We start from the raw sequence: 19,527 nt of genomic DNA, 5'->3' as shown, positions 1-19,527 counted from the left end.
CCCGGGCCGATTCGGGCGGGAAGCAGGGTCGGTGGTGAGGGCTAGGCTGCTCCGGTGCCAGCCGGTGACGACCTGTTCGGGTCGACAGAGGGGGGCGGCGGCTCGCTCCTGCCGCCGCTCGCCGTCCGCATGCGCCCGGCGTCGATCGACGAGGTGCGTGGCCAGGGCGACATCCTGCGCCCGGGGAGCCCGCTGCGCCGCCTCATCGAGGGCTCCGGTGGCACCGCCGGCCCGTTGAGCGCGATCCTCTGGGGTCCGCCGGGCACCGGCAAGACCACCCTGGCCCACCTCGTCGCCACGGCGGCGAACCGCGAGTTCGTCGAGCTGTCCGCCGTGACCGCGGGAGTCAAGGACGTCCGGGCCGTCATGGAGTCCGCCGCGCGCAACCGCGACCTCTACGACCGGCAGACCGTCCTCTTCCTCGACGAGATCCACCGCTTCACCAAGGCGCAGCAGGACGCGCTGCTGCCGGGCGTCGAGACCCGCCAGGTCATCCTCATCGCCGCGACCACCGAGAACCCCTCCTTCTCGGTCATCGCCCCGCTGCTCTCGCGCTCGATGCTCATCACGCTCACCTCGCTCGACGACGCACAGGTCGCGGACGTGCTCGACGCGGCGGTGGACGACCCGCGTGGCCTCGACGCGGCATACGCCCTGGCCGACGACGCGCGCGAGCACCTCGTCCGCATCGCCGGCGGTGACGCGCGTCGCGCGCTCACCTCGCTCGAGGCCGCCGCCGGGGTGGCGCTCGACGACGCGCCGGCGGGACGTGACGACATCGAGCCGCTGACCATCACGCTGGCCCACGCCGAGCAGGCGGTCGCGCAGGCCATGGTCCGCTACGACAAGACCGGCGACCAGCACTACGACGTCGCCTCGGCGTTCATCAAGTCGATGCGCGGCTCCGACGTCGACGCGGCCCTGCACTACCTCGCCCGCCAGCTCGAGGCGGGGGAGGACCCGCGGTTCATCGCCCGGCGCATCGTCATCGCGGCCAGCGAGGACGTCGGCATGGGCGACCCGACGGCCCTCCAGACGGCCGTCGCGGCGATGCACGCCGTGGCCCAGATCGGCATGCCCGAGGCCCGGATCATCCTCGCGCAGGCCGTCGTCCACAACACGCTCGCGCCCAAGAGCAACGCCGCCTACGCCGGTATCAACGCCGCCATCGCGGACGTGCGCGCCGGCCGCGGCGGTGCGGTGCCCCCGCACCTTCGCGGCAGCGGGTATGCCGGTGCGTCCCGTCTCGGGCACGGCAAGGGCTACGTCTACGCCCACGACGAGGCCGACGGCGTGGCCCGGCAGCAGTACCTCCCCGACGACCTGCAGGGCACGACCGACTACTACCAGCCCACCGACCGGGGCTTCGAGGCCCGGTTGCAGGAGCGCTGGACCTGGCTCAGGGACCGCCTCGGCCGGAGCTGACGCCGGCGCGCGCTGCACCGTCTCAGAAGTCGGCGCCGAACGTCGTCCTCGCGATGCCGGCCTGGCTGGTCCGCTTGTCACGCTGCTTCGGGTCCCGGATGCGGCCGCACCGGGTGCACTCCAGCGCGAAGACCGTCGGGTCCGCCGACTCCGTGTGGACCCTGCGGTCGTGGTGGCGACCCACGAAGCAGGCCGCGGCGCCGGAGCCGGCGGCAGCGTGCAGGACCTCCCAACGCAGTCGCGGCGCACCCACCAAGGTCGACACGGCATACCCCGTCTGTCGCCTTCCTCGGGGCAGGCTCTGCAGGTCCGCGTCGAACTCGGCGACGTAGCGGCGGCGGACCTGGGACGGGAGGATCCGGATGGCGAGGTCGAGGGGATAGTCGGCGAGTCGCGTCATGACGTCGCTCCTTGGGGTCGTGCGGGGCCGAGGGCTCGGGCGCCGAGGCGGGCGCGCTGTGCATCGGCGCGGGAGAGGGCCGCGGCGGCGCAGGCCTGACCGTGGTCGGTGAGCCGGTAGAGGCGACGGCGGGGACGGCCGAGGTCGGAGGGGTCGATGTCCTCCCACTCGCTCGTGACCCAGCCCAGGCCCTCGAGCCGAGCCAGGATCGGGTGGACGGTGCCACTGGGGAGGGCGGTGAGCGCGCCGACGGCCAGGCCGTAGTGGACCTCGTCCGGCTGCTCGAGCAGCACCCCGAGCACGGCCGTCGTGGGGCCGGTCATCCGTGGTGCTCCATCACCCATGGTCTAACTCTACCTAGGGTGTCAAGAGGTCCGGCGAAAGGCGTGGAACGTCGCGAGGAGGTGGCACGTAGGATTTCCCGGTGCGTCCCGGCAACCCGGGTCGACATCCTCGAACCTCCAGGACTGACGACATGGAAACCGCAGAGATCCGGCGCCGCTGGCTCGCCTTCTTCGAGAAGAACGGCCACACGGTGGTGCCCTCCGCGCCGCTCATCCACGACGACCCCAACCTGCTGTTCGTCAACGCGGGCATGGTGCCGTTCAAGCCGTACTTCTCCGGTCAGGAGACGCCGCAGTGGGATCGTGCGACGAGCGTGCAGAAGTGCGTCCGCACGGGTGACATCGAGGAGGTCGGCAAGACCTCGCGCCACGGCACGTTCTTCCAGATGAACGGCAACTTCTCCTTCGGCGACTACTTCAAGAAGGACGCCATCAGGTTCGCGTGGGAGCTGCTGACCCGCTCGCAGGACGACGGCGGCTACGGCCTCGACCCGGACCGTCTCTGGGCCACCGTCTACGAGGACGACGACGAGGCTGAGCGCCTCTGGGCCGAGTACACGAGCATCCCGCTGGAGCGGATCGTGCGCCGCGGCAAGCTCGACAACTACTGGCACATGGGCGTTCCCGGTCCCGGCGGCCCCTGCAGCGAGATCTTCTACGACCGCGGCGAGGAGTACGGGCGCGAGGGCGGCCCGGCCGTCGACGAGGACCGCTACATGGAGATCTGGAACCTCGTCTTCATGCAGGAGGAGCTGTCCGCGGTCCGCGCCAAGGACGACTTCGACATCTCCGAGCCACTTCCGGCGAAGAGCATCGACACCGGCATGGGCCTGGAGCGCATCGCCTCCGTCCTCCAGGGCGTCGACAACCTCTACGAGACCGATGAGGTCTACCCGGTCCTCGCCAAGGCCGCCGAGATGACCGGCAAGTCCTACGGAGCGCACTCCGGCCACTCGGCCGACGAGTCGCACCCCGACGACGTCCGGCTCCGGGTCGTGGCCGACCACGTCCGGTCCTCGCTCATGCTCATCGGCGACGGTGTCACGCCGGGCAACGAGGGCCGCGGCTACGTCCTGCGCCGGATGCTGCGCCGTGCGGTGCGCTCGATGCGCCTGCTCGGCTACGACGACCCTGCGCTGCCGCACCTGCTGCCCATCTCGATGGAGCGGATGAAGCAGTCCTATCCCGAGCTCGAGTCCGGCTTCGGCCGGATCAGCCAGATCGCGTATGCCGAGGAGGAGGCCTTCCGACGCACGCTCGCCTCGGGCACGACCATCCTCGACACCGCCGTGTCGCGGACGAAGGAGTCCGGCGGCACGACGCTCGCCGGTGACCAGGCGTTCCAGCTCCACGACACCTACGGCTTCCCGATCGACCTCACCCTCGAGATGGCGGAGGAGCAGGGCCTCTCCGTCGACCGTGAGGGCTTCACCCGCCTGATGCAGGAGCAGCGCAACCGGGCCAAGGCCGACGCGAAGTCCAAGAAGTCCGGCCACGCCAACACCGAGGTCTGGAAGGACCTGCGCGTCGCCGGCGAGACCGACTTCCGGGCGTGGCAGGAGCTGACGAGCGAGGCCACCGTCGTGGGTCTCGTCATCGACGGCCGGCGGGTCGAGGAGATCGAGCCGGGCCAGCGCGGCCAGGTCGTGCTCGACCGCACCCCCTTCTACGCCGAGTCCGGTGGTCAGATCGCGGACGAGGGCATCATCACGGCCGACGGTGTCCACCTCAAGGTCGTCGACGTGCAGCGGCCGGTCAAGGGGCTCGTCGCCCACACCGTCGAGGTCGTCCACGGTCCGCTGCGCTCCGGCGTTCCCGTCCTCGCGGAGGTGGATCCCGAGTGGCGGCTGTCGGCGTGCCAGGCACACTCGGGGACGCACGTCGTCCATGCCGCGCTGCGCCAGGTGCTCGGCCCGTCGGCACTGCAGTCCGGCTCCTACAACAAGCCCGGCTACCTTCGGCTCGACTTCGCCTGGGGCCAGGCGCTCTCGCCCGAGACCCGCAGCGAGATCGAGGAGGTCGCCAACCTCGCCGTCCGTCGCGACCTCCCCGTGTCGGCGGCATGGATGTCGCTCGAGCAGGCCCGCGAGGCCGGCGCGCTCGCGCTGTTCGGTGAGACCTACGGTGAGGCCGTCCGCGTCGTCGAGATCGGCGGCCCCTGGTCGCGCGAGCTCTGCGGTGGCACCCACGTCGGGCACTCCAGCCAGGTGGGGGCGATCACCATGACGGGCGAGTTCTCGGTCGGCTCCGGTGTGCGCCGCCTCGAGGCGTTCGTCGGCATGGACGCACTGCGCCACCTCGCACGGGAGCGGGCGATCGTCGCCGAGCTCAGCGGCATCGTCGGTGCGCAGCCCGGTGAGCTGACCGACCGGGTCGCCGCCATGGTGACGCGGCTCAAGGACGCCGAGCGCGAGCTCGAGAAGTCGCGCAAGCAGGCCGTGCTCGCGGCGGCCGGCTCGCTCACCGACTCCGCCAAGGACGTGGGCGGGGTGCGCTTCGTCGGCCACGACGCCGGTGGTGGGGCCGGCGCCGACGACGTCCGGGCCATGGTGCTCGACGCCCGCCAGCGCCTGGGTGACGGCGCGCCGTCCGTCGTCGCCGTCACCGGTGGGGCCAAGGGCCGGCCGGTCGTCGTCATCGCGACGAACCAGGCCGCTCGCGACAAGGGCATCAGGGCCGGTGAGCTCGTGCGCATCGCCGCCCAGACCCTTGGTGGTGGCGGAGGCGGGAAGGACGACATCGCGCAGGGCGGCGGACAGGACCTCTCCCGCACCGGCGAGGCCATCAACGCCGTCGAGTGGCGCGTGGGGGAGCTGGCCGGTTGAGCGTCCGCCCCGGGGTGAGGGTGGGGGTCGACGTCGGCACGGTGCGTGTCGGAGTGGCCCTCAGCGACCCCTCGGGGATCCTTGCCACGCCGCACGCGACGCTCGCGCGCGGCTGGCCCGACGCCGACCCGGAGACCGACGACGTCAGCCAGATCGTGATGCTGAGCAGCGAGCGCGACGCGCTCGAGGTCATCGTCGGCCTGCCACGCTCACTCGACGGGAGCGAGGGTCCCGCCGCGCGGGCCGCGCGCACGTATGCTGCGGAACTGGCTCGCCGGCTCGCACCCGTGGGCGTGCGTCTCGTCGACGAACGCCTCACGAGTGTGGACGCCCACAGGACACTGCGCGAGAGTGGGGTGTCCGGGCGCAGGCAGCGGGCCGTGGTCGACCAGGCGGCAGCAGTGCTGATCCTCCAGGCCGCGCTGGACCAGGAACGCAGTGCGGGTCGCCCACCGGGCGAGCCGGTCACCCACACACGGCGCAGGCCGAAGACGAAGGACGGACCACGGTGAGCCACGAACACCTCGACACGACTCTCTTCGGGGAGCCCGAGCCGCAGGGTCAGCGCCGGGGCCGTCGGCAGCGTCCCCCGCGCGGCAAGGGCCGCAGCCTGCTCGTGCTCGTGCTCGCCCTCGTCCTCGTCGGCGGGGCCGCGGCCACCGCGTTCGTCCTGCTCAAGCCTGTCGTCGCCGGGGTCTTCGGGGGCGGGAGCACCGAGGCCGAGGACTTCCCCGGTCCCGGCGACGGCGAGGTGCCCGTCACGGTGAAGCAGGGCGACACCGGCGAGTCGATCGCCACCGCCCTCAAGTCCGCCGGCGTCGTCAAGACGCGGACCGCCTACCTCGACGCGTCGGCCGCCGACCCGCAGGGCAGCGCCAAGATCCAGCCCGGCACCTACACGCTGAGGAAGGGCATGAAGGCGATCGACGCCTTCACGGCGCTCACCGACCCGGCCAACCGCACCGTCGCGCGGCAGACCATCCCCGAGGGCCTGTGGGTCAGTGAGGTCATCGCGCGCCTCAGCAAGGCCACCGGTGCCCCGCTCGCGGACTACCAGGCAGCGCTCAAGGACCCGGCGGCGCTGGGCCTGCCCCCGGAGGCCAAGGGACGCGCCGAGGGCTACCTCTTCCCGTCGAGCTACGAGTTCGACGACAAGACCCCGGCCGCCAGCCAGCTCAAGCAGATGGTCGCCAAGACCCTCGCCGAGCTCAAGAAGGCCGGTGTCGAGCCCCAGGACTACACGCGGATCCTCACGGTCGCCTCGATCATCGAGGGAGAGGTCAACGGCGACGCCGACCGCGCCAAGGTCGCTCGCGTCATCGAGAACCGGCTCGCCGACCCCAACGGTCCGACCGTCGGCCTGCTCCAGATGGACTCGACGGTGCACTACATCGAGCAGAAGCGCGGCCGAGCCGGGACCTCCGACGCCGCGCGCGCCTCCAGCAGCCCCTACAACACCTACCGCGTCAAGGGACTGCCGCCCGGCCCGATCAACAACCCCGGCGCCGCGTCCATCGAGGCGGCCGCCAAGCCTGCCGACGGGCCGTGGTTCTTCTTCGTCGCCGTCAACCCCGACACCGGTGAGACCAAGTTCGCCACGACGGCGGCCGAGCACGACCGCAACGTCCAGGAGTTCAACCAGTGGTGCTCGGAGAACAAGGACAAGTGCTGAGAGCGGCCGTCCTCGGTTCTCCCGTCTCGCACTCGCTCTCCCCGCTCCTGCACACGACGGCGTATGCCGCGCTCGGACTGACCGACTGGAGCTACACCCGACGCGAGGTGGCCGCCGCGGACCTCGCCGGGGTCGTGGCCGGGCTCGACGCGTCCTGGCGCGGCCTCAGCCTCACCATGCCGCTCAAGGAGGTGGCGCTGGAGGTCGCCTCCACCGTCTCCGACACCGCCCGTGAGACCGGCGCGGCCAACACGCTCGTCCGCCGCGACGACGGGGGATGGGACGGGCACAACACCGACGTCGCCGGCATCAGCGGGGCCCTCGGCGCGGCCGTGCACGACGGGCACGCCACGCTGCTCGGATCCGGTGCCACGAGCCGGTCGGCCGCGCTGGCGCTCGCCGACCTCGGCCTCGAGGAGGTGGCGGTCGCGGCGCGCAACGCCGCCGCCGCCGCCGAGGTGGTCGGGCTGCTCGTCGCCCACGGCGTCACGGCCAGGCACGTGGCCCTCGAGGACTGGACGGAGGCGCCGGGCACGGTCGTCGTGTCGACGCTGCCGCCCGGAGCGAGTCGTGCCGTCGGTGCCCTTCTCGACGACTCCGGCAGCACCCTGGCCGGGGTGACGCTGCTCGACGTCGTCTACGCGGACTGGCCCACCCCGCTCGCCCGGGCGGCCCGAGCCCGCGGCGCCGACGTCGTCTCCGGCCTCGAGATGCTCATCGCCCAGGCCGCGGTGCAGGTCGAGCTCTTCACCGGCCTGCCGGCCCCGCTCGACGCGATGGCCGCGGCCGTCCACCGCGAGGTGGGCGTCTGATGGACAGCCGGGTTCTCACCGCCGTGCTGCTCGCGCTGCTCGTCGTGGGCGCGCTCGTGATCGGCCGCCTCACCGCCCGTGAGCTGGCCACCGGGGGCTACCGCATTCCCGAGGACGAGGCCGACCACCCGACGCGCCCGTCCTGGTGGGTCGCGCCGCTGCTCGCCGTGCTGGCCCTGGTCGCCGCTTTTTCGGTCGGGGACACGGCCGCGTATGCCGCGCTGCCGGCATACCTGCTGTTCGCCTGGCTCACCGTCTGCCTCGTCTGGATCGACCTCGACGTGCACCGGCTCCCGGTCGGACTGACGCGGCCCGCGCTGCCCGCCTTCGTCGTCCTGCTGGTGCCGCCGACGATCGCGACGGGGGAGTGGGGCCGGCTCCTCACCGCGGTGGTCTGCGGTGTGGTGCTGATGGCCTGCTACCTCGTCGTGGCGTTCCTCCCGGGTGGGGGGTTCGGTGGCGGCGACATCCAGCTGGCCCCGACCATCGGCCTGCTGCTGGGTTGGCTCTCCGTCGGGCACGTCGTCGTCGGGACCATGGCGGCGTTCTTCCTCGGCGGCGTCGGTGCGGCGGTGCTGCTCGTCACGGGACGAGCGGGCCGCAAGACCTCGATGGCGTTCGGGCCCTTCATGTGTGCCGGCCTGTTCGTCGCCCTCGCCGCGGCCGGGCCGCTGCTTCCCGGGCTCGTCGGACGCTGACCCCGGTCAGGCCGGTCTGCGCGCCGCGGAAGGTCCGGTCGAGGATGCTCAGCGCCTGCTCCTTGCCCAGGTGGTGGTGGTGGTGGTCACGCTGAGCCGTACATCTGCGAGCCGGGCGTCGTGAGCTCGGTGCCGGTCTCCAGCCAGGTCTTGAGGCCGGAGAGGACCATCGGCCAGCCGCCGTGGATGGCCTCGCTGACGCCGTCGGGGAGCTGGTCGTGGACGAGGGTGAGCCGGCACGAGTCCCCGACCGGCTCGATCTCCCAGGTGACGCGGGAGGTCCCCGCCGACTCGGCGTCGTCGTCCCAGTGGGCGTGGAAGCTCTGGACGAGCCGGTGCGGGGGGTCGACGACGAGGTTCTCGCCGTCGACGAGCGCGCCGTCCAGCCCCTCGTGGCTCAGGGTCCAGGCCGAGCCCGGGGTCCAGTCGGACGCCACGGTGCTGCCGAAGTGGAAGCGTCGCCGCACCTCCGGGTCGGTGATGGCGTGCCACAGCCGGTCCGGCGTGGTGCGGATGTAGATCTCGAAGACCTTGGACGTGCCCATGTGCTCAGCCTCCAGCTCGGTGCGCAGCCCGACGAGGCCGGCGGCCCAGGGCTCGGTGTACTTGCTGACCCAGCGGTCGTGGACCTGGCGGATGCCGACCGGGTTGAGGTAGTGCAGCTTCTCCCGCCCGCTCCGGCGGGCGACGACGAGGCCGGCCTCCTCGAGCAGTCCGAGGTGCTTGGCGACGCCGATGCGGGTCATGTCGAAGTCGGCGGCGAGGGCTCCCATCGACTGGCCGTCCCGGACGAACAGGGCGTCGAGCAGGGCCCGTCGTGTCGGGTCGGCCAGCGCCCGGAAGATGAGGTCCACGGTTGCGAGCATAGGAAACCATATGGTTACCTGTCAAGTGGTCCGCCACTCCGGGCCCCTGCTCCGTGACCACGGGGCGACCGCCGGGCGGCGTCCGACGGGGCCCGTGGGAGGATCGCCGCATGCTCCGATGGCTGACCGCAGGCGAGTCCCACGGCCCTGCCCTCCTCGCGACGATCGACGGGCTTCCGGCCGGAGTGGCGGTGACCCGGGACGACCTCGCCGGAGCGCTCGCCCGTCGCCGCCTCGGCTACGGGCGGGGAGCGCGCATGGCCTTCGAGCAGGACGAGGTCGAGTTCCTCGGGGGCGTTCGGCACGGCGTGACGATGGGCTCCCCGGTTGCCATCCGCATCGGCAACACCGAGTGGCCGAAGTGGCAGACGGTGATGTCGGCCGACCCGGTGTCCGAGGATGCCTATGCCGCGTCGAACGACGTCAACGCCGACAAGGAGCTCGCCCGCAACCGGGCCCTGACCCGGCCCCGGCCCGGGCACGCCGATCTCGTCGGGATGCAGAAGTACGGCTTCGACGACGCCCGACCGGTGCTCGAGCGAGCCTCGGCGCGTGAGACCGCGGCGCGGGTCGCCCTCGGTGAGGTCGCCGCCCGCTTCCTCGCCCAGGCCTACGGGATCCGGCTGGTCTCGCACACCGTGTCGATGGGCCCGGCGGGCGTGGCCGACGACGCCCCCCTGCCCACCCCGGACGACCTCGAGCGGATAGACGCCAACCCGGTCCGGACGCTCGACGAGGCCGGCTCGGCCGCGATGGTCGCCGAGGTGGAGGCGGCCAAGAAGGCCGGTGACACCCTCGGCGGGGTCGTCGAGGTGCTCGCCTACGGACTGCCGCCCGGCCTCGGGTCGCACGTCCACTGGGACCGGCGGCTCGACTCCAGGCTGGCCGGAGCGCTCATGGGCATCCAGGCGATCAAGGGGGTCGAGGTCGGTGACGGCTTCCGCACGGCCGCCCGCCGAGGCTCGGCCGCCCACGACGAGATGGAGCGCGACGACTCGGGCACCATCCGCCGGCGCACCGGCCGTGCGGGTGGCACCGAGGGTGGGATGTCGACCGGGGACGTGCTGCGGGTCCGCGCCGCCATGAAGCCGATCTCGACGGTGCCCCGGGCCCTCGACACCATCGACACCACGGGGGAGGGCGAGGCCAAGGCGATCCACCAGCGCTCCGACGTCTCGGCCGTCCCTGCCGCCGGGGTGGTGGCGGAGGCCATGGTCGCCCTCGTCCTCGCCGAGGCCTGCCTCGAGAAGTTCGGCGGCGACTCCGTCGAGGAGACGCGACGCAACCACGCGGCATACCTCGCCGCCATCCCCGAGACGATGCGCTCGTGGTGACCACGGACCGCCCGGTCGCCGTGCTCATCGGACCGCCGGGCGCCGGCAAGACCACGATCGGCCAGGCGCTCGCGGAGGCGCTGGGCGTCGACTTCCACGACACGGACACCGCGATCGAGACGGAGCAGGGCTGCTCCATCTCCGACATCTTCGTCCTCGACGGCGAGCCGGCGTTCCGGGCCCTCGAGCGCGCCGAGGTCGCCCGCGCCGTCGCCGCGGAGTCGGGCGTCGTGGCTCTGGGTGGCGGGGCGCCGATGGACCCGGCCACCCGGGAGGTGCTCGCCGCCCACACCGTCGTCTTCCTCGACGTCGGCATCGCCGACGCCGCCAAGCGGGTGGGCTTCGACGGCAGCAGGCCGCTGCTCGCCATCAACCCCCGGGCCGGCTGGACCAGGATGATGAACGAGCGCCGCCCGACCTACGAGGGTCTGGCGACGGTGCGGGTCGACACCGCGGGCCGCGACGTCGCCGACGTCGTCGCTGACATCGTCGAGCACCTGCGGTCAGCGCCGTGAGCGTGGTCCGCGTCGGCGACGCCTACGACGTCGTCATCAAGAGCGGCTGCTCGCTGCGCGTCGCCGACGTGGTCGGCGACGGCGTGCAGCGCGCCCTGGTCGTGCACACGGACTCGATGCGCACCCTGGGCGAGCAGGTCGTCTCCAGCCTGCGCGGGGCCGGTGTCGAGGCGTATGCCGCTGCCGTCCCCGATGCGGAGGACGCCAAGTCCGCGTCCGTCGCCGCCGAGCTCTGGGCGGTGCTCGGCCGGCACGGCTTCACCCGCACCGACGTCGTCGTCGGCGTCGGGGGAGGCACCGTCACCGACCTGGCCGGTTTCGTCGCCGCGACGTGGCTGCGCGGCGTGCCCCTGGTGCAGGTCCCGACGACGCTGCTCGGCATGGTGGACGCCGCCGTCGGTGGCAAGACCGGCATCAACACCGCGGAGGGCAAGAACCTCGTCGGGTCCTTCCACCCTCCGCGGGCCGTCCTCTGCGACCCGGACGTCCTCACGACCCTGCCGCGCCCCGACTACGTCGCCGGGCTCGCCGAGGTCGTCAAGGCGGGCTTCATCGTCGACCCGGTCATCCTCGACCTCGTGGCGGCCGACCCCGAGGCCGCGACCCGGCCGGACGGACCGCACACCCTCGAGCTGGTCGAGCGGGCGATCCGGGTCAAGGCCGACGTCGTCAGCGTCGACCTCAAGGAGTCCTCGCTGCGCGAGATCCTCAACTACGGGCACACCTTCGGTCACGCCATCGAGCACGTCGAGTCCTATCGGCGGCGCCACGGTGAGGCCGTGGCCATCGGGATGGTCTTCGCGGCCGAGCTGTCCTGTGCCGCAGGGCTGCTGGCGCGAGACGTGGTCGACCGCCACCGTCAGGTGCTGACCTCGGTGGGCCTGCCCACCTCCTACCCCCCCGGGCGCTGGACCGAGCTCGAGGCGGCGATGCGGCGCGACAAGAAGACGCGCGGTGACCTGCTCCGGTTCGTCGTGCTCGCGGACGTCGCCAGACCGACGCGCCTCGAGGGCCCGACTCCGGAGCAGCTCCGGACGGCATACGCCGCGGTCTCGGCCTGAGCGACCCGGCAGGACGTCGACGGCCGCTACCGGCCCGTGCCACGGTGCCTGCTGGGAGAGTGGGCAGGTGAGCGACTGGTTCCTACCGCCGGAGGAGCGGCCGTGGACGGCCGGCAACCTCGTCGTCCCGCACGTCCACGGAGCCGACTACTTCGCCCGCCTGCTGGAGGTGGTCGAGGCCACACAGGCCGGGGACCGGATCTTCTTCACCGACTGGCGCGGGGACGCCGACGAGCGCCTGACCGATGACGGCCCGACGATCGGCGACCTCCTGTCGTCGGCCCTGCGCCGAGGCGTCGAGGTGCGAGCCCTGCTGTGGCGCTCGCACCCGGGCAGCCTCAACAGCGAGGAGAACAACCACCTCGGCGCCGTCATCAACAAGGCCGGTGGCGAGGCGTTGCTCGACGAGCGGGTGCGACGCGGGGGCTCGCACCACCAGAAGCTCGTCGTCGTGCGACGCCGGGGGATGCCGCAGGAGGACGTGGCGTTCGTCGGGGGCATCGACCTGTGCCACGGCCGTCGTGACGACGCCGACCACGGCGGTGACCCACAGGCCCCACCCCTGGACCCGAGATACGGTCCCACCCCGCCGTGGCACGACGCCATGGCGGAGATCCGGGGGCCGGCTGTCGCGCACGTGCTCGACACGTTCGCCGAGCGCTGGGACGACACCACACCCCTGGACCACCGCAACCCCTACCGGGCGGTGGTGCACCGCCTGGCCAGGATGCCGCGCCACCCCGAGCCCCTGCCCGAGCGGTGGGACCCACCCCCGCCGGTCGGCGAGCACCACGTGCAGATCCTGCGCACCTACCCGGCGAAGCGGCCGGCATACCCGTTCGCCCCGGAGGGGGAGCGCTCGGTCGCCCGGGCGTACTCGCGGGCGTTCAGCCGCGCCCGCCGGTTGATCTACATCGAGGACCAGTACTTCTGGTCGGACGTCGTGGCCGACACGCTCGCCGAGGCACTTCGACGTGAGCCGGAGCTGCAGGTGATCGGTGTCGTGCCGAGGTACCCCGAGAAGGACAACCGCATCGGGGGGCCGCCGATGCTGTACGGACAGCGCGCGGCGTGGGACCTGTTGCGGGCCGCCGGCGGCGACCGCTTCGCCCTCTTCGACCTCGAGAACGCCGAGGGGGAGCCGGTCTACGTGCACGCCAAGGTGTGCGTCGTCGACGACTCGTGGATGACCATCGGCTCCGACAACCTCAACCTGCGTTCCTGGACGCACGACTCCGAGGTCACCTGCGCCGTCGCCGACCCCACCGGGTCGCTGCCACGGAGTTTGCGGACGTCGTTGTGGGCTGAGCACCTGGGGCTGCGGCAGGACGAGCCGCGGATGTCGGACCCGGGGGGTGCGATGGCCCTCTGGGCCGAGCGTGAGGGTGCCCCGGGCAGCCGCGTCCGCCGTCACGTGCCGCCGACCGTCTCCACCGTGACGCGGCGCTGGGCCCGCCCGGCGTACGCCGCGCTCTACGACCCCGACGGCCGGCCGCGACGGCTCCGCGGGACGACGGACTTCTGACGTGGTGCTCGCCGTCCGCAAGGCGCCCACGGTCCTCGCGACCCGGCACCGTCGTGGGTTGGAGGTCGCATCGTGAGGACGTACGCGCTGGTGGGTCGGGACGGGACGGCATACGAGTCCGCCAGCCCCGGGACGCTGGGCGGTCATCGACGGACGAAGGTGTACGGCCGCCTCGACTGCCCGACGGCCCTGCGGTGGATCGCCAGGGAGAGGTACGTGCAGCACCGCGTCTTCTTCGCCGACGAGGGCGTCGCGGTCGCTGCGGGCTACCGACCCTGTGCGCACTGCCTGCCGCAGCCGTACCGTCGGTGGCGGTCGGCTCACGGGGAAGGGGCTCCGGCCCGCTGACCCCGAGGCCCCCCGTCGCCCGTCGCCCGTCGTGCGTCAGGCGGTGGAGGTCGCGGACTCGGGCGCCTCGGTGTCGTGGTCCCGTTGCGGCCACATGATCTCGGTGATCTCCTGCGCGAGCTGCGGCCCGAGTGAGCCCCATCCCGGCTCGTAGCGGTAGATGTCGCGAAGCGGCGTGCCGGTGCGGTTGCCGTCGAGGATCTCGACCGAGTCCGCGTCGATGAGCCCGGGGTGGGCCACGCCGCACGCCTCGGAGACCTTGAGCAGGTCGCGCCGCAGCGTCTGGAGGTAGTTGGCGAGCCGGACCGACTTCAGGGTCGGGTCGAGGCCGCGGACGAGCCAGGGGTTCTGCGTGGCCACCCCGGTCGGGCAGTGGTCGGTGTGGCACTTCTGCGACTGGATGCAGCCGACCGCGAGCATGGCCTCGCGGGCGACGTTGAGCATGTCGGCGCCGAGGGCGAACGCGACGAGGGCGTTGTCGGGCAGGCCGAGCTTGCCACTGCCGATGAAGGTGACGTCGTCGGTGAGGCCGGCCCGGGCGAACTCGGCGTAGACCCGCGAGAACCCGACACGGTAGGGGAGCGCGACCGAGTCCGTGAAGACGAGCGGCGCGGCGCCCGTCCCGCCCTCGCCGCCGTCGACGGTGATGAAGTCGACGCCGCGGGTGCGGCCGGACATGAGCCGGGTGAGCTCCTGCCAGAAGTCGAGCTCGCCCACGGCCGACTTGATCCCGACCGGCAGGCCGGTCGCGTCGGCGATCCGCTCCACCCAGTCGAGCATCGAGTCGACGCTGTCGAACTCGGCGTGCCGCGACGGGCTGGCACAGTCCTGGCCCATCGGTATGCCGCGGATCCGGCTGATCTCCTCGGTGATCTTCGCGGCCGGGAGCAGACCGCCCAGCCCGGGCTTGGCGCCCTGGCTGAGCTTGACCTCGATCGCCCGCACCGGAGCAGACTGGACGAGGTCGACGAGCCTCGCGAGCTCGAAGCGGCCGTGCTCGTCGCGGCAGCCGAAGTAGGCGGTGCCGATCTGGAAGATGAGGTCGCCACCCTTGCGGTGGTGGTCGGACAGTCCGCCCTCTCCGGTGTTGTGCATCGCGCCGGCCAACGCCGCCCCACGGTTGAGCGCCTCGATGGCCGGGCCGGAGAGCGACCCGAAGCTCATCGCCGACACGTTGACGACCGAGCCGGGACGGAACGCGTGCCTGCGCCCGCGGGGACCACCGAGGACCTTCGCGGAGGGGAGGGACATCTCGTCGTCGTGGTGACCGTGGGCGACGGCGGTCGACGGGGCGGAGGGCGAGAAGGTCCGGTGCTTGACGATGGGGTAGTTCCCGAGGTGCTCGACGTCGTTGTCGGTCCCGAACCCGACGTAGTTGTTCTCCTTCTTGCTGCTCGCGTAGACCCACGAGCGCTGGTCACGCGAGAAGGGACGCTCCTCGTCGTTGCCCGTGACGATGTACTGGCGCAGCTCCGGCCCGATCTTCTCCAGCGCGTACCGCGCGTGCGCGATGACCGGGAAGTTGCGCGTGAGCGCGTGCTTTCGCTGGGTGAGGTCCCGGACAGCGACCCCGGCGAGGCCGGCTGCAGTGGCACCGAGAAGCGTTGTGACCTTCATGTCTCGCAGTCTGCCCCCGCCGACGGACGGTCTGCGGCTTAGGCGCACAGGAGGATCGGCACATGCCGGCCACCGCGCCCTAGACTCCGGGCATGGCAGCCGCGCAGCACCCGTCCTCGTCCGCGTCCACGTCGGGCACCGACGAGGGCGACGTGCTGACCTACCTGCTCGTCGACGGCGAGAACATCGACGCCACCCTCGGCACCTCCATCCTCGGCCGGCGTCCGCAGCCCGACGAACGGCCCCGGTGGGACCGGCTGCTCGCCTTCGCGAAGGACACGTGGGGCCAGGAGGTGCGCGGCCTGTTCTTCCTCAACGCGAGCTCAGGCATGCCGATGTCGTTCATCCAGGCGCTCAAGGCGCTCGGCTTCCAGCCGGTCCCGCTCTCGGGTGACTCCGACGTCAAGGTCGTCGACGTCGCGATCCAGCGCACCCTGCGCGCCATCCGTGACCGCGACGCGGACGTCATGCTCGTCAGCCACGACGGCGACTTCCTCGAGGAGCTCGAAGGGCTGCTGGAGGACGAGCGGCGGGTCGGCGTGATGGCGTTCCGGGAGTTCCGCAACAGCGGCTTCACGGCGCTGCAGTCGCAGGGTCTCGAGAGCTTCGACCTCGAGTTCGACGTCAAGGCGTTCACCTCGCCGCTGCCGCGCATCCGCGTCATCCCCATCGAGGAGTTCGACCCGGCGCAGTTCCTCTGAGCCGTCCCTAACGCGGTCGAGGATTCGGGGAGGCGCCCGCCCGACCGATAGACTGCCCCGCGACTCCAGCACCCCAGTCCTCCGGGACGCTCGTGCGCGCCCGGCGCCACGGCATACGGGATCCTTCTCCTCCAGCGAAAGCGACATCCACGTGGCATCGACGAACGACCTCAAGAACGGCCTCGTCCTCAACCTCGAGGGCCAGCTGTGGACCGTGGTGGAGTTCCAGCACGTCAAGCCCGGCAAGGGCCCGGCCTTCGTGCGCACCAAGCTCAAGCACGTGCTCTCGGGCAAGGTCGTCGACAAGACGTTCAACGCCGGCACCAAGGTCGAGACGGCCAACGTCGACAAGCGCAACATGCAGTACCTCTACAACGACGGCACCGACTACGTCTTCATGGACGGGGACACCTTCGACCAGATCTCGGTGACGCCGGCCATCGTCGGCGACGCCGCGAAGTTCATGCTCGAGAACCAGGACGCGATCGTCGCCCGCCACGAGGGCAACGTCCTGTTCATCGAGCTGCCGGCGTCGGTCGTCCTCGAGATCCAGTACACCGAGCCCGGTCTCCAGGGGGACCGCTCCACCGGTGGCACCAAGCCGGCGACGCTCGAGACGGGCGCCGAGATCGGCGTCCCGCTCTTCCTCAACACCGGCGACAAGGTCAAGGTGGACACCCGCGACGGGTCCTACCTCGGTCGGGTCAACTGACCTGTGGCCGCACGCAGCAAGGCGCGCAAGCGCGCGATCGACATCCTCTTCGAGGCGGAGCAGCGCCAGGTCAACGCCGGTGACCTCCTGAGGGAGCGGCTCGCCGCGCCCGTGACCGAGGCGCCGCTCAGCGAGTTCACCGCCGACCTCGTCGTCGGGGTCGTCGACCACTGGAACGCGATCAACGACCTCCTCACGACCTACTCGCAGGGGTGGACGCTGGAGCGCATGCCGGCGGTCGACCGCGCCATCCTGCGACTCGGCGCCTACGAGGTGCTCTTCACCGACGTGCCCGAGGGCGTCGCGATCAGCGAGGCGGTGGCGCTGGCCACCGAGCTGTCCACCGACGACTCGCCGAAGTTCGTCAATGGGCTGCTGGCCCGCATCGCCGAGGTCAAGCCGACCCTGGCCTGACCGCCGCGGGGTCGCGCGACGGCCGCGCGCACCTGGTCGGGCGACGGCCCGGCCGACGGCTCAGATGACACCGAGCGCGAGCATGGCGTCGGCGACCTTGATGAACCCCGCGATGTTGGCGCCGGCCGCGTAGTTACCGGGCAGGCCGTACTCGTCTGCCGTGCTCAGGCACCGGTCGTGGATGCCCCGCATGATCTCCTCGAGGCGCTCCTCGGTGTGCTCGAAGCTCCAGGAGTCACGAGCGGCGTTCTGCTGCATCTCGAGGGCGCTCGTCGCGACCCCGCCGGCATTGGCGGCCTTGCCCGGGGCGCACCTCACCCCCGCCTCCGCGAAGGCCTGCAGGGCCACCCTCGTGCACGGCATGTTGGCCCCCTCGGCCACGATCGACACGCCGCCGCGGATGAGCGTGGCCGCGTGGTCGCCGTCGAGCTCGTTCTGGGTGGCGCAGGGCAGGGCGATGTCGCACGGGAGGTCCCAGAGCGAGCCCTGCGCGACGAAGCTCGCCGACGGCCGGAGGTCGGCGTACTCGGAGATGCGCCCGCGACGCACGTCCTTGACCTCCTTGAGCAGCTCGACGTCGATCCCCGCCTCGTCGTGGACGTAGCCACCGGAGTCGGAGCAGCCGATGACGATGCCGCCCAGCTGGTGCACCTTCTCGATGGCGTAGATCGCGACGTTGCCCGAGCCGGAGACGAGGACCCGCTTGCCGTCGAAGGACTCACCCCGGACCTTGAGCATCTCGTCGACGAAGTAGACGGTGCCGTAGCCGGTGGCCTCGGTCCGCACGCGGGAGCCGCCCCACGACAGGCCCTTGCCGGTGAAGACGCCGGACTCGTAGCGGTTCGTGATGCGCTTGTACTGGCCGAAGAGGTAGCCGATCTCGCGGCCGCCGACGCCGATGTCGCCGGCCGGCACGTCCGTGTACTCGCCCAGGTGTCGGTGGAGCTCGGTCATGAACGACTGGCAGAACCGCATGACCTCCCCGGTGGAGCGGCCCTTGGGGTCGAAGTCGGAGCCGCCCTTGCCGCCGCCGATCGGCAGGCCCGTGAGCGAGTTCTTGAAGATCTGCTCGAACCCGAGGAACTTGACGATGCCGAGGTTGACGCTGGGATGGAAGCGGATGCCGCCCTTGAACGGTCCGAGGGCGGAGCTGTACTGGACGCGGAACCCGCGGTTCACCTGGACGACGCCCCGGTCGTCGACCCAGGGCACCCGGAAGATGATCTGGCGCTCCGGTTCGACGAGGCGGCGGATGACCTGCGAGTCGGTGTACTCCGGATGCTTGGTGACCACCGTCTCGAGGCTCTCGAGCACCTCGAGGGCGGCCTGGTGGAACTCCGCCTCTCCGGCGTTGCGCCGGAGCACCTCGTCGTAGATGTCTCGCAGCGTCTCGTTCGGGTGGCTCACGGGTGCTCCTGTGCCTCGTCGTGGTGGAGTGGCCAGTCTCCCCGGGACGTGCCCGACGCGGCCGCCGGCGCCAGTCGGCGGACAGGCTCTCACCGGGCGGGACGCCGGCGGCGTTGCTAGGTTCGAGGGATCGAGCTCGTCGCGTGGTCAGGAAGCGGCCCCGGTTTTCGGACGCCGGGTGAGTCGCCCGTCCCGGGCACGGCGGCGCCCGACCGGACCACGTCAGCCACCAGAAGCGGAGTGTGAGGACATGCACGTCATCGTCGCCACGGACGGCTCGAAGCAGTCGCTGAGGGCAGCCAAGTACGCCATGGGGGTCCTCGACGCGACGAAGGTCACCGACGTCTCGGTGCTCGCCGTCGTGCGGCCGCTCGCCGCGGTGGCCTTCGCCAACGACCTCGGCCCCGGCTTCCAGGGCCGGCCCGCGACGCCGGAGTGGTCGTTCCACGCCGAGGCGGAGGCGGCGACCGAGGCCGTGGCCGCCGTGTTCGAGAAGTGGGGACCCAAGGTCCACCGCCGCACTCGCAGCGGGTCGCCGGCCACCGAGATCATCAAGGCCGCCACGGCCCTGGGCGCGGGCCTCATCGTCGTCGCCAGCGGCTCCCGCGGGATCAGCGAGACCGTCCTGCTCGGCAGCACCGCCCAGCGGGTCCAGCAGTACGCCCCCTGCCCCGTCCTCGTCGTGCGCACGCCGAAGAGGCCCCGGCGCAAGAAGACCTGAGCGGACCTGACCGTCGCCGACTCTGCTGCACCCCGGCCTACTGCACCGTAAGGCGCGTGAACGCCCGCTTCGGTTCAAGCGGTCAGGGAAACACCTCGATCTGGAGGTGTGATGAAGATGAAGCCACGGT

General features: G+C 71.8%; 20 protein-coding genes. 15 read left to right on the top strand and 5 right to left on the bottom strand.

Annotation, left to right across the window (positions count from 1 at the left end):
- Positions 1-54: 54 nt before the first annotated feature.
- Positions 55-1,425, top strand: a complete 1,371-nt coding sequence (locus ACOJV9_RS16280; RefSeq protein ID WP_420186284.1) for a replication-associated recombination protein A — start codon at positions 55-57, stop codon at positions 1,423-1,425.
- A 22-nt stretch (positions 1,426-1,447) separates the two neighbouring features.
- On the opposite strand, the gene ACOJV9_RS16275 is transcribed toward ACOJV9_RS16280, so the two are convergent.
- On the bottom strand, positions 1,448-1,825 hold the full coding sequence (locus ACOJV9_RS16275; RefSeq protein WP_420186283.1) for a hypothetical protein: 378 nt from the start codon (positions 1,823-1,825) through the stop codon (positions 1,448-1,450).
- On the bottom strand, positions 1,822-2,169 hold the full coding sequence (locus ACOJV9_RS16270) for a PadR family transcriptional regulator (RefSeq protein WP_420186282.1): 348 nt from the start codon (positions 2,167-2,169) through the stop codon (positions 1,822-1,824). The genes ACOJV9_RS16275 and ACOJV9_RS16270 overlap by 4 nt, the downstream gene beginning before the upstream one ends.
- Positions 2,170-2,300: 131 nt before the next feature.
- Here ACOJV9_RS16270 and alaS point away from each other — a divergent pair, with 131 nt between their 5' ends.
- The 5 genes from alaS to ACOJV9_RS16245 are packed head-to-tail and all read left to right on the top strand — an operon-like array spanning position 2,301 to position 8,176.
- Positions 2,301-4,994, top strand: a complete 2,694-nt coding sequence (gene alaS / locus ACOJV9_RS16265) for an alanine--tRNA ligase (RefSeq protein ID WP_420186281.1) — start codon at positions 2,301-2,303, stop codon at positions 4,992-4,994.
- Entirely contained in the window at positions 4,991-5,506 is a 516-nt protein-coding gene (gene ruvX, locus ACOJV9_RS16260) for a Holliday junction resolvase RuvX (RefSeq protein WP_420186280.1), read from the top strand. The genes alaS and ruvX overlap by 4 nt, the downstream gene beginning before the upstream one ends.
- Positions 5,503-6,666 (top strand): endolytic transglycosylase MltG, encoded by a 1,164-nt coding sequence (gene mltG, locus ACOJV9_RS16255; protein ID WP_420186279.1) that lies wholly within the window; start codon positions 5,503-5,505, stop codon positions 6,664-6,666. The genes ruvX and mltG overlap by 4 nt, the downstream gene beginning before the upstream one ends.
- Entirely contained in the window at positions 6,660-7,478 is an 819-nt protein-coding gene (locus tag ACOJV9_RS16250; protein WP_420186278.1) for a shikimate dehydrogenase, read from the top strand. Before mltG ends, ACOJV9_RS16250 begins: the two co-directional genes overlap by 7 nt.
- A complete protein-coding gene (locus ACOJV9_RS16245; protein ID WP_420186277.1) occupies positions 7,478-8,176 on the top strand; it encodes a prepilin peptidase in 699 nt (232 codons plus the stop codon). Before ACOJV9_RS16250 ends, ACOJV9_RS16245 begins: the two co-directional genes overlap by 1 nt.
- An 86-nt stretch (positions 8,177-8,262) precedes the next feature.
- Here ACOJV9_RS16245 and ACOJV9_RS16240 read toward each other — a convergent pair whose 3' ends face one another.
- On the bottom strand, positions 8,263-9,030 hold the full coding sequence (locus ACOJV9_RS16240; protein WP_420186276.1) for an ArsR/SmtB family transcription factor: 768 nt from the start codon (positions 9,028-9,030) through the stop codon (positions 8,263-8,265).
- Between the two features lie 122 nt (positions 9,031-9,152).
- On the opposite strand from ACOJV9_RS16240, the gene aroC reads away from it, so the two are divergent.
- From aroC to ACOJV9_RS16215, 5 genes are all read left to right on the top strand, one after another.
- Positions 9,153-10,376 carry a chorismate synthase gene (gene aroC, locus ACOJV9_RS16235; RefSeq protein WP_420186275.1) on the top strand — a complete coding sequence of 408 codons (1,224 nt, stop codon included), beginning with the start codon at positions 9,153-9,155 and terminating at the stop codon, positions 10,374-10,376.
- Positions 10,370-10,891, top strand: coding sequence for a shikimate kinase (locus tag ACOJV9_RS16230; RefSeq protein WP_420186274.1), 522 nt, complete (start codon positions 10,370-10,372; stop codon positions 10,889-10,891). Before aroC ends, ACOJV9_RS16230 begins: the two co-directional genes overlap by 7 nt.
- On the top strand, positions 10,888-11,952 hold the full coding sequence (gene aroB / locus ACOJV9_RS16225) for a 3-dehydroquinate synthase (protein WP_420186273.1): 1,065 nt from the start codon (positions 10,888-10,890) through the stop codon (positions 11,950-11,952). The genes ACOJV9_RS16230 and aroB overlap by 4 nt, the downstream gene beginning before the upstream one ends.
- Positions 11,953-12,019: 67 nt before the next feature.
- Positions 12,020-13,477, top strand: coding sequence for a phospholipase D-like domain-containing protein (locus ACOJV9_RS16220; protein WP_420186272.1), 1,458 nt, complete (start codon positions 12,020-12,022; stop codon positions 13,475-13,477).
- Between the two features lie 72 nt (positions 13,478-13,549).
- Positions 13,550-13,825: an Ada metal-binding domain-containing protein gene (locus ACOJV9_RS16215; RefSeq protein WP_420186271.1), complete on the top strand. Its 276-nt coding sequence runs from the start codon at positions 13,550-13,552 to the stop codon at positions 13,823-13,825.
- Between the two features lie 36 nt (positions 13,826-13,861).
- Here the strand turns inward: ACOJV9_RS16215 and ACOJV9_RS16210 are convergent, their stop codons facing one another.
- On the bottom strand, positions 13,862-15,442 hold the full coding sequence (locus tag ACOJV9_RS16210) for an FMN-binding glutamate synthase family protein (RefSeq protein WP_420186270.1): 1,581 nt from the start codon (positions 15,440-15,442) through the stop codon (positions 13,862-13,864).
- Between the two features lie 92 nt (positions 15,443-15,534).
- Between ACOJV9_RS16210 and ACOJV9_RS16205 the strand changes: the two genes are divergently transcribed.
- From ACOJV9_RS16205 to nusB, 3 genes are all read left to right on the top strand, one after another.
- A complete protein-coding gene (locus ACOJV9_RS16205) occupies positions 15,535-16,143 on the top strand; it encodes an NYN domain-containing protein (RefSeq protein ID WP_420186269.1) in 609 nt (202 codons plus the stop codon).
- A gap of 151 nt (positions 16,144-16,294) precedes the next feature.
- Positions 16,295-16,855: an elongation factor P gene (efp, locus tag ACOJV9_RS16200; RefSeq protein ID WP_420186268.1), complete on the top strand. Its 561-nt coding sequence runs from the start codon at positions 16,295-16,297 to the stop codon at positions 16,853-16,855.
- Between the two features lie 3 nt (positions 16,856-16,858).
- Positions 16,859-17,269, top strand: coding sequence for a transcription antitermination factor NusB (gene nusB, locus ACOJV9_RS16195; protein WP_420186267.1), 411 nt, complete (start codon positions 16,859-16,861; stop codon positions 17,267-17,269).
- A gap of 60 nt (positions 17,270-17,329) precedes the next feature.
- On the opposite strand, the gene gdhA is transcribed toward nusB, so the two are convergent.
- On the bottom strand, positions 17,330-18,676 hold the full coding sequence (gene gdhA, locus ACOJV9_RS16190) for an NADP-specific glutamate dehydrogenase (protein ID WP_420186266.1): 1,347 nt from the start codon (positions 18,674-18,676) through the stop codon (positions 17,330-17,332).
- Positions 18,677-18,926: 250 nt separating this feature from the next.
- Here gdhA and ACOJV9_RS16185 point away from each other — a divergent pair, with 250 nt between their 5' ends.
- Complete coding sequence (locus ACOJV9_RS16185) at positions 18,927-19,397, top strand: universal stress protein (protein WP_420186265.1); 471 nt, start codon at positions 18,927-18,929, stop codon at positions 19,395-19,397.
- Positions 19,398-19,527: the final 130 nt, after the last annotated feature.

The sequence above is a fragment of the Knoellia terrae genome, assembly GCF_048606435.1.
Taxonomy (GTDB): Bacteria; Actinomycetota; Actinomycetes; order Actinomycetales; family Dermatophilaceae; genus Knoellia; species Knoellia terrae.
Note: the sequence above shows the minus strand (reverse complement) of the source record. Positions and strands in the feature narration are given on the sequence as shown.

What these genes read in the sequence shown, in the direction of transcription:
- ACOJV9_RS16270 (WP_420186282.1), bottom strand. Translation starts at nt 2,169, where the DNA reads ATGGGTGATGGAGCACCACGGATGACCGGCCCCACGACGGCCGTGCTC.
- alaS (WP_420186281.1), top strand. Translation starts at nt 2,301, where the DNA reads ATGGAAACCGCAGAGATCCGGCGCCGCTGGCTCGCCTTCTTCGAGAAG.
- ACOJV9_RS16205 (WP_420186269.1), top strand. Translation starts at nt 15,535, where the DNA reads ATGGCAGCCGCGCAGCACCCGTCCTCGTCCGCGTCCACGTCGGGCACC.
- ACOJV9_RS16210 (WP_420186270.1), bottom strand. Translation starts at nt 15,442, where the DNA reads ATGAAGGTCACAACGCTTCTCGGTGCCACTGCAGCCGGCCTCGCCGGG.
- aroC (WP_420186275.1), top strand. Translation starts at nt 9,153, where the DNA reads ATGCTCCGATGGCTGACCGCAGGCGAGTCCCACGGCCCTGCCCTCCTC.
- ACOJV9_RS16275 (WP_420186283.1), bottom strand. Translation starts at nt 1,825, where the DNA reads ATGACGCGACTCGCCGACTATCCCCTCGACCTCGCCATCCGGATCCTC.
- ACOJV9_RS16185 (WP_420186265.1), top strand. Translation starts at nt 18,927, where the DNA reads ATGCACGTCATCGTCGCCACGGACGGCTCGAAGCAGTCGCTGAGGGCA.
- ACOJV9_RS16245 (WP_420186277.1), top strand. Translation starts at nt 7,478, where the DNA reads ATGGACAGCCGGGTTCTCACCGCCGTGCTGCTCGCGCTGCTCGTCGTG.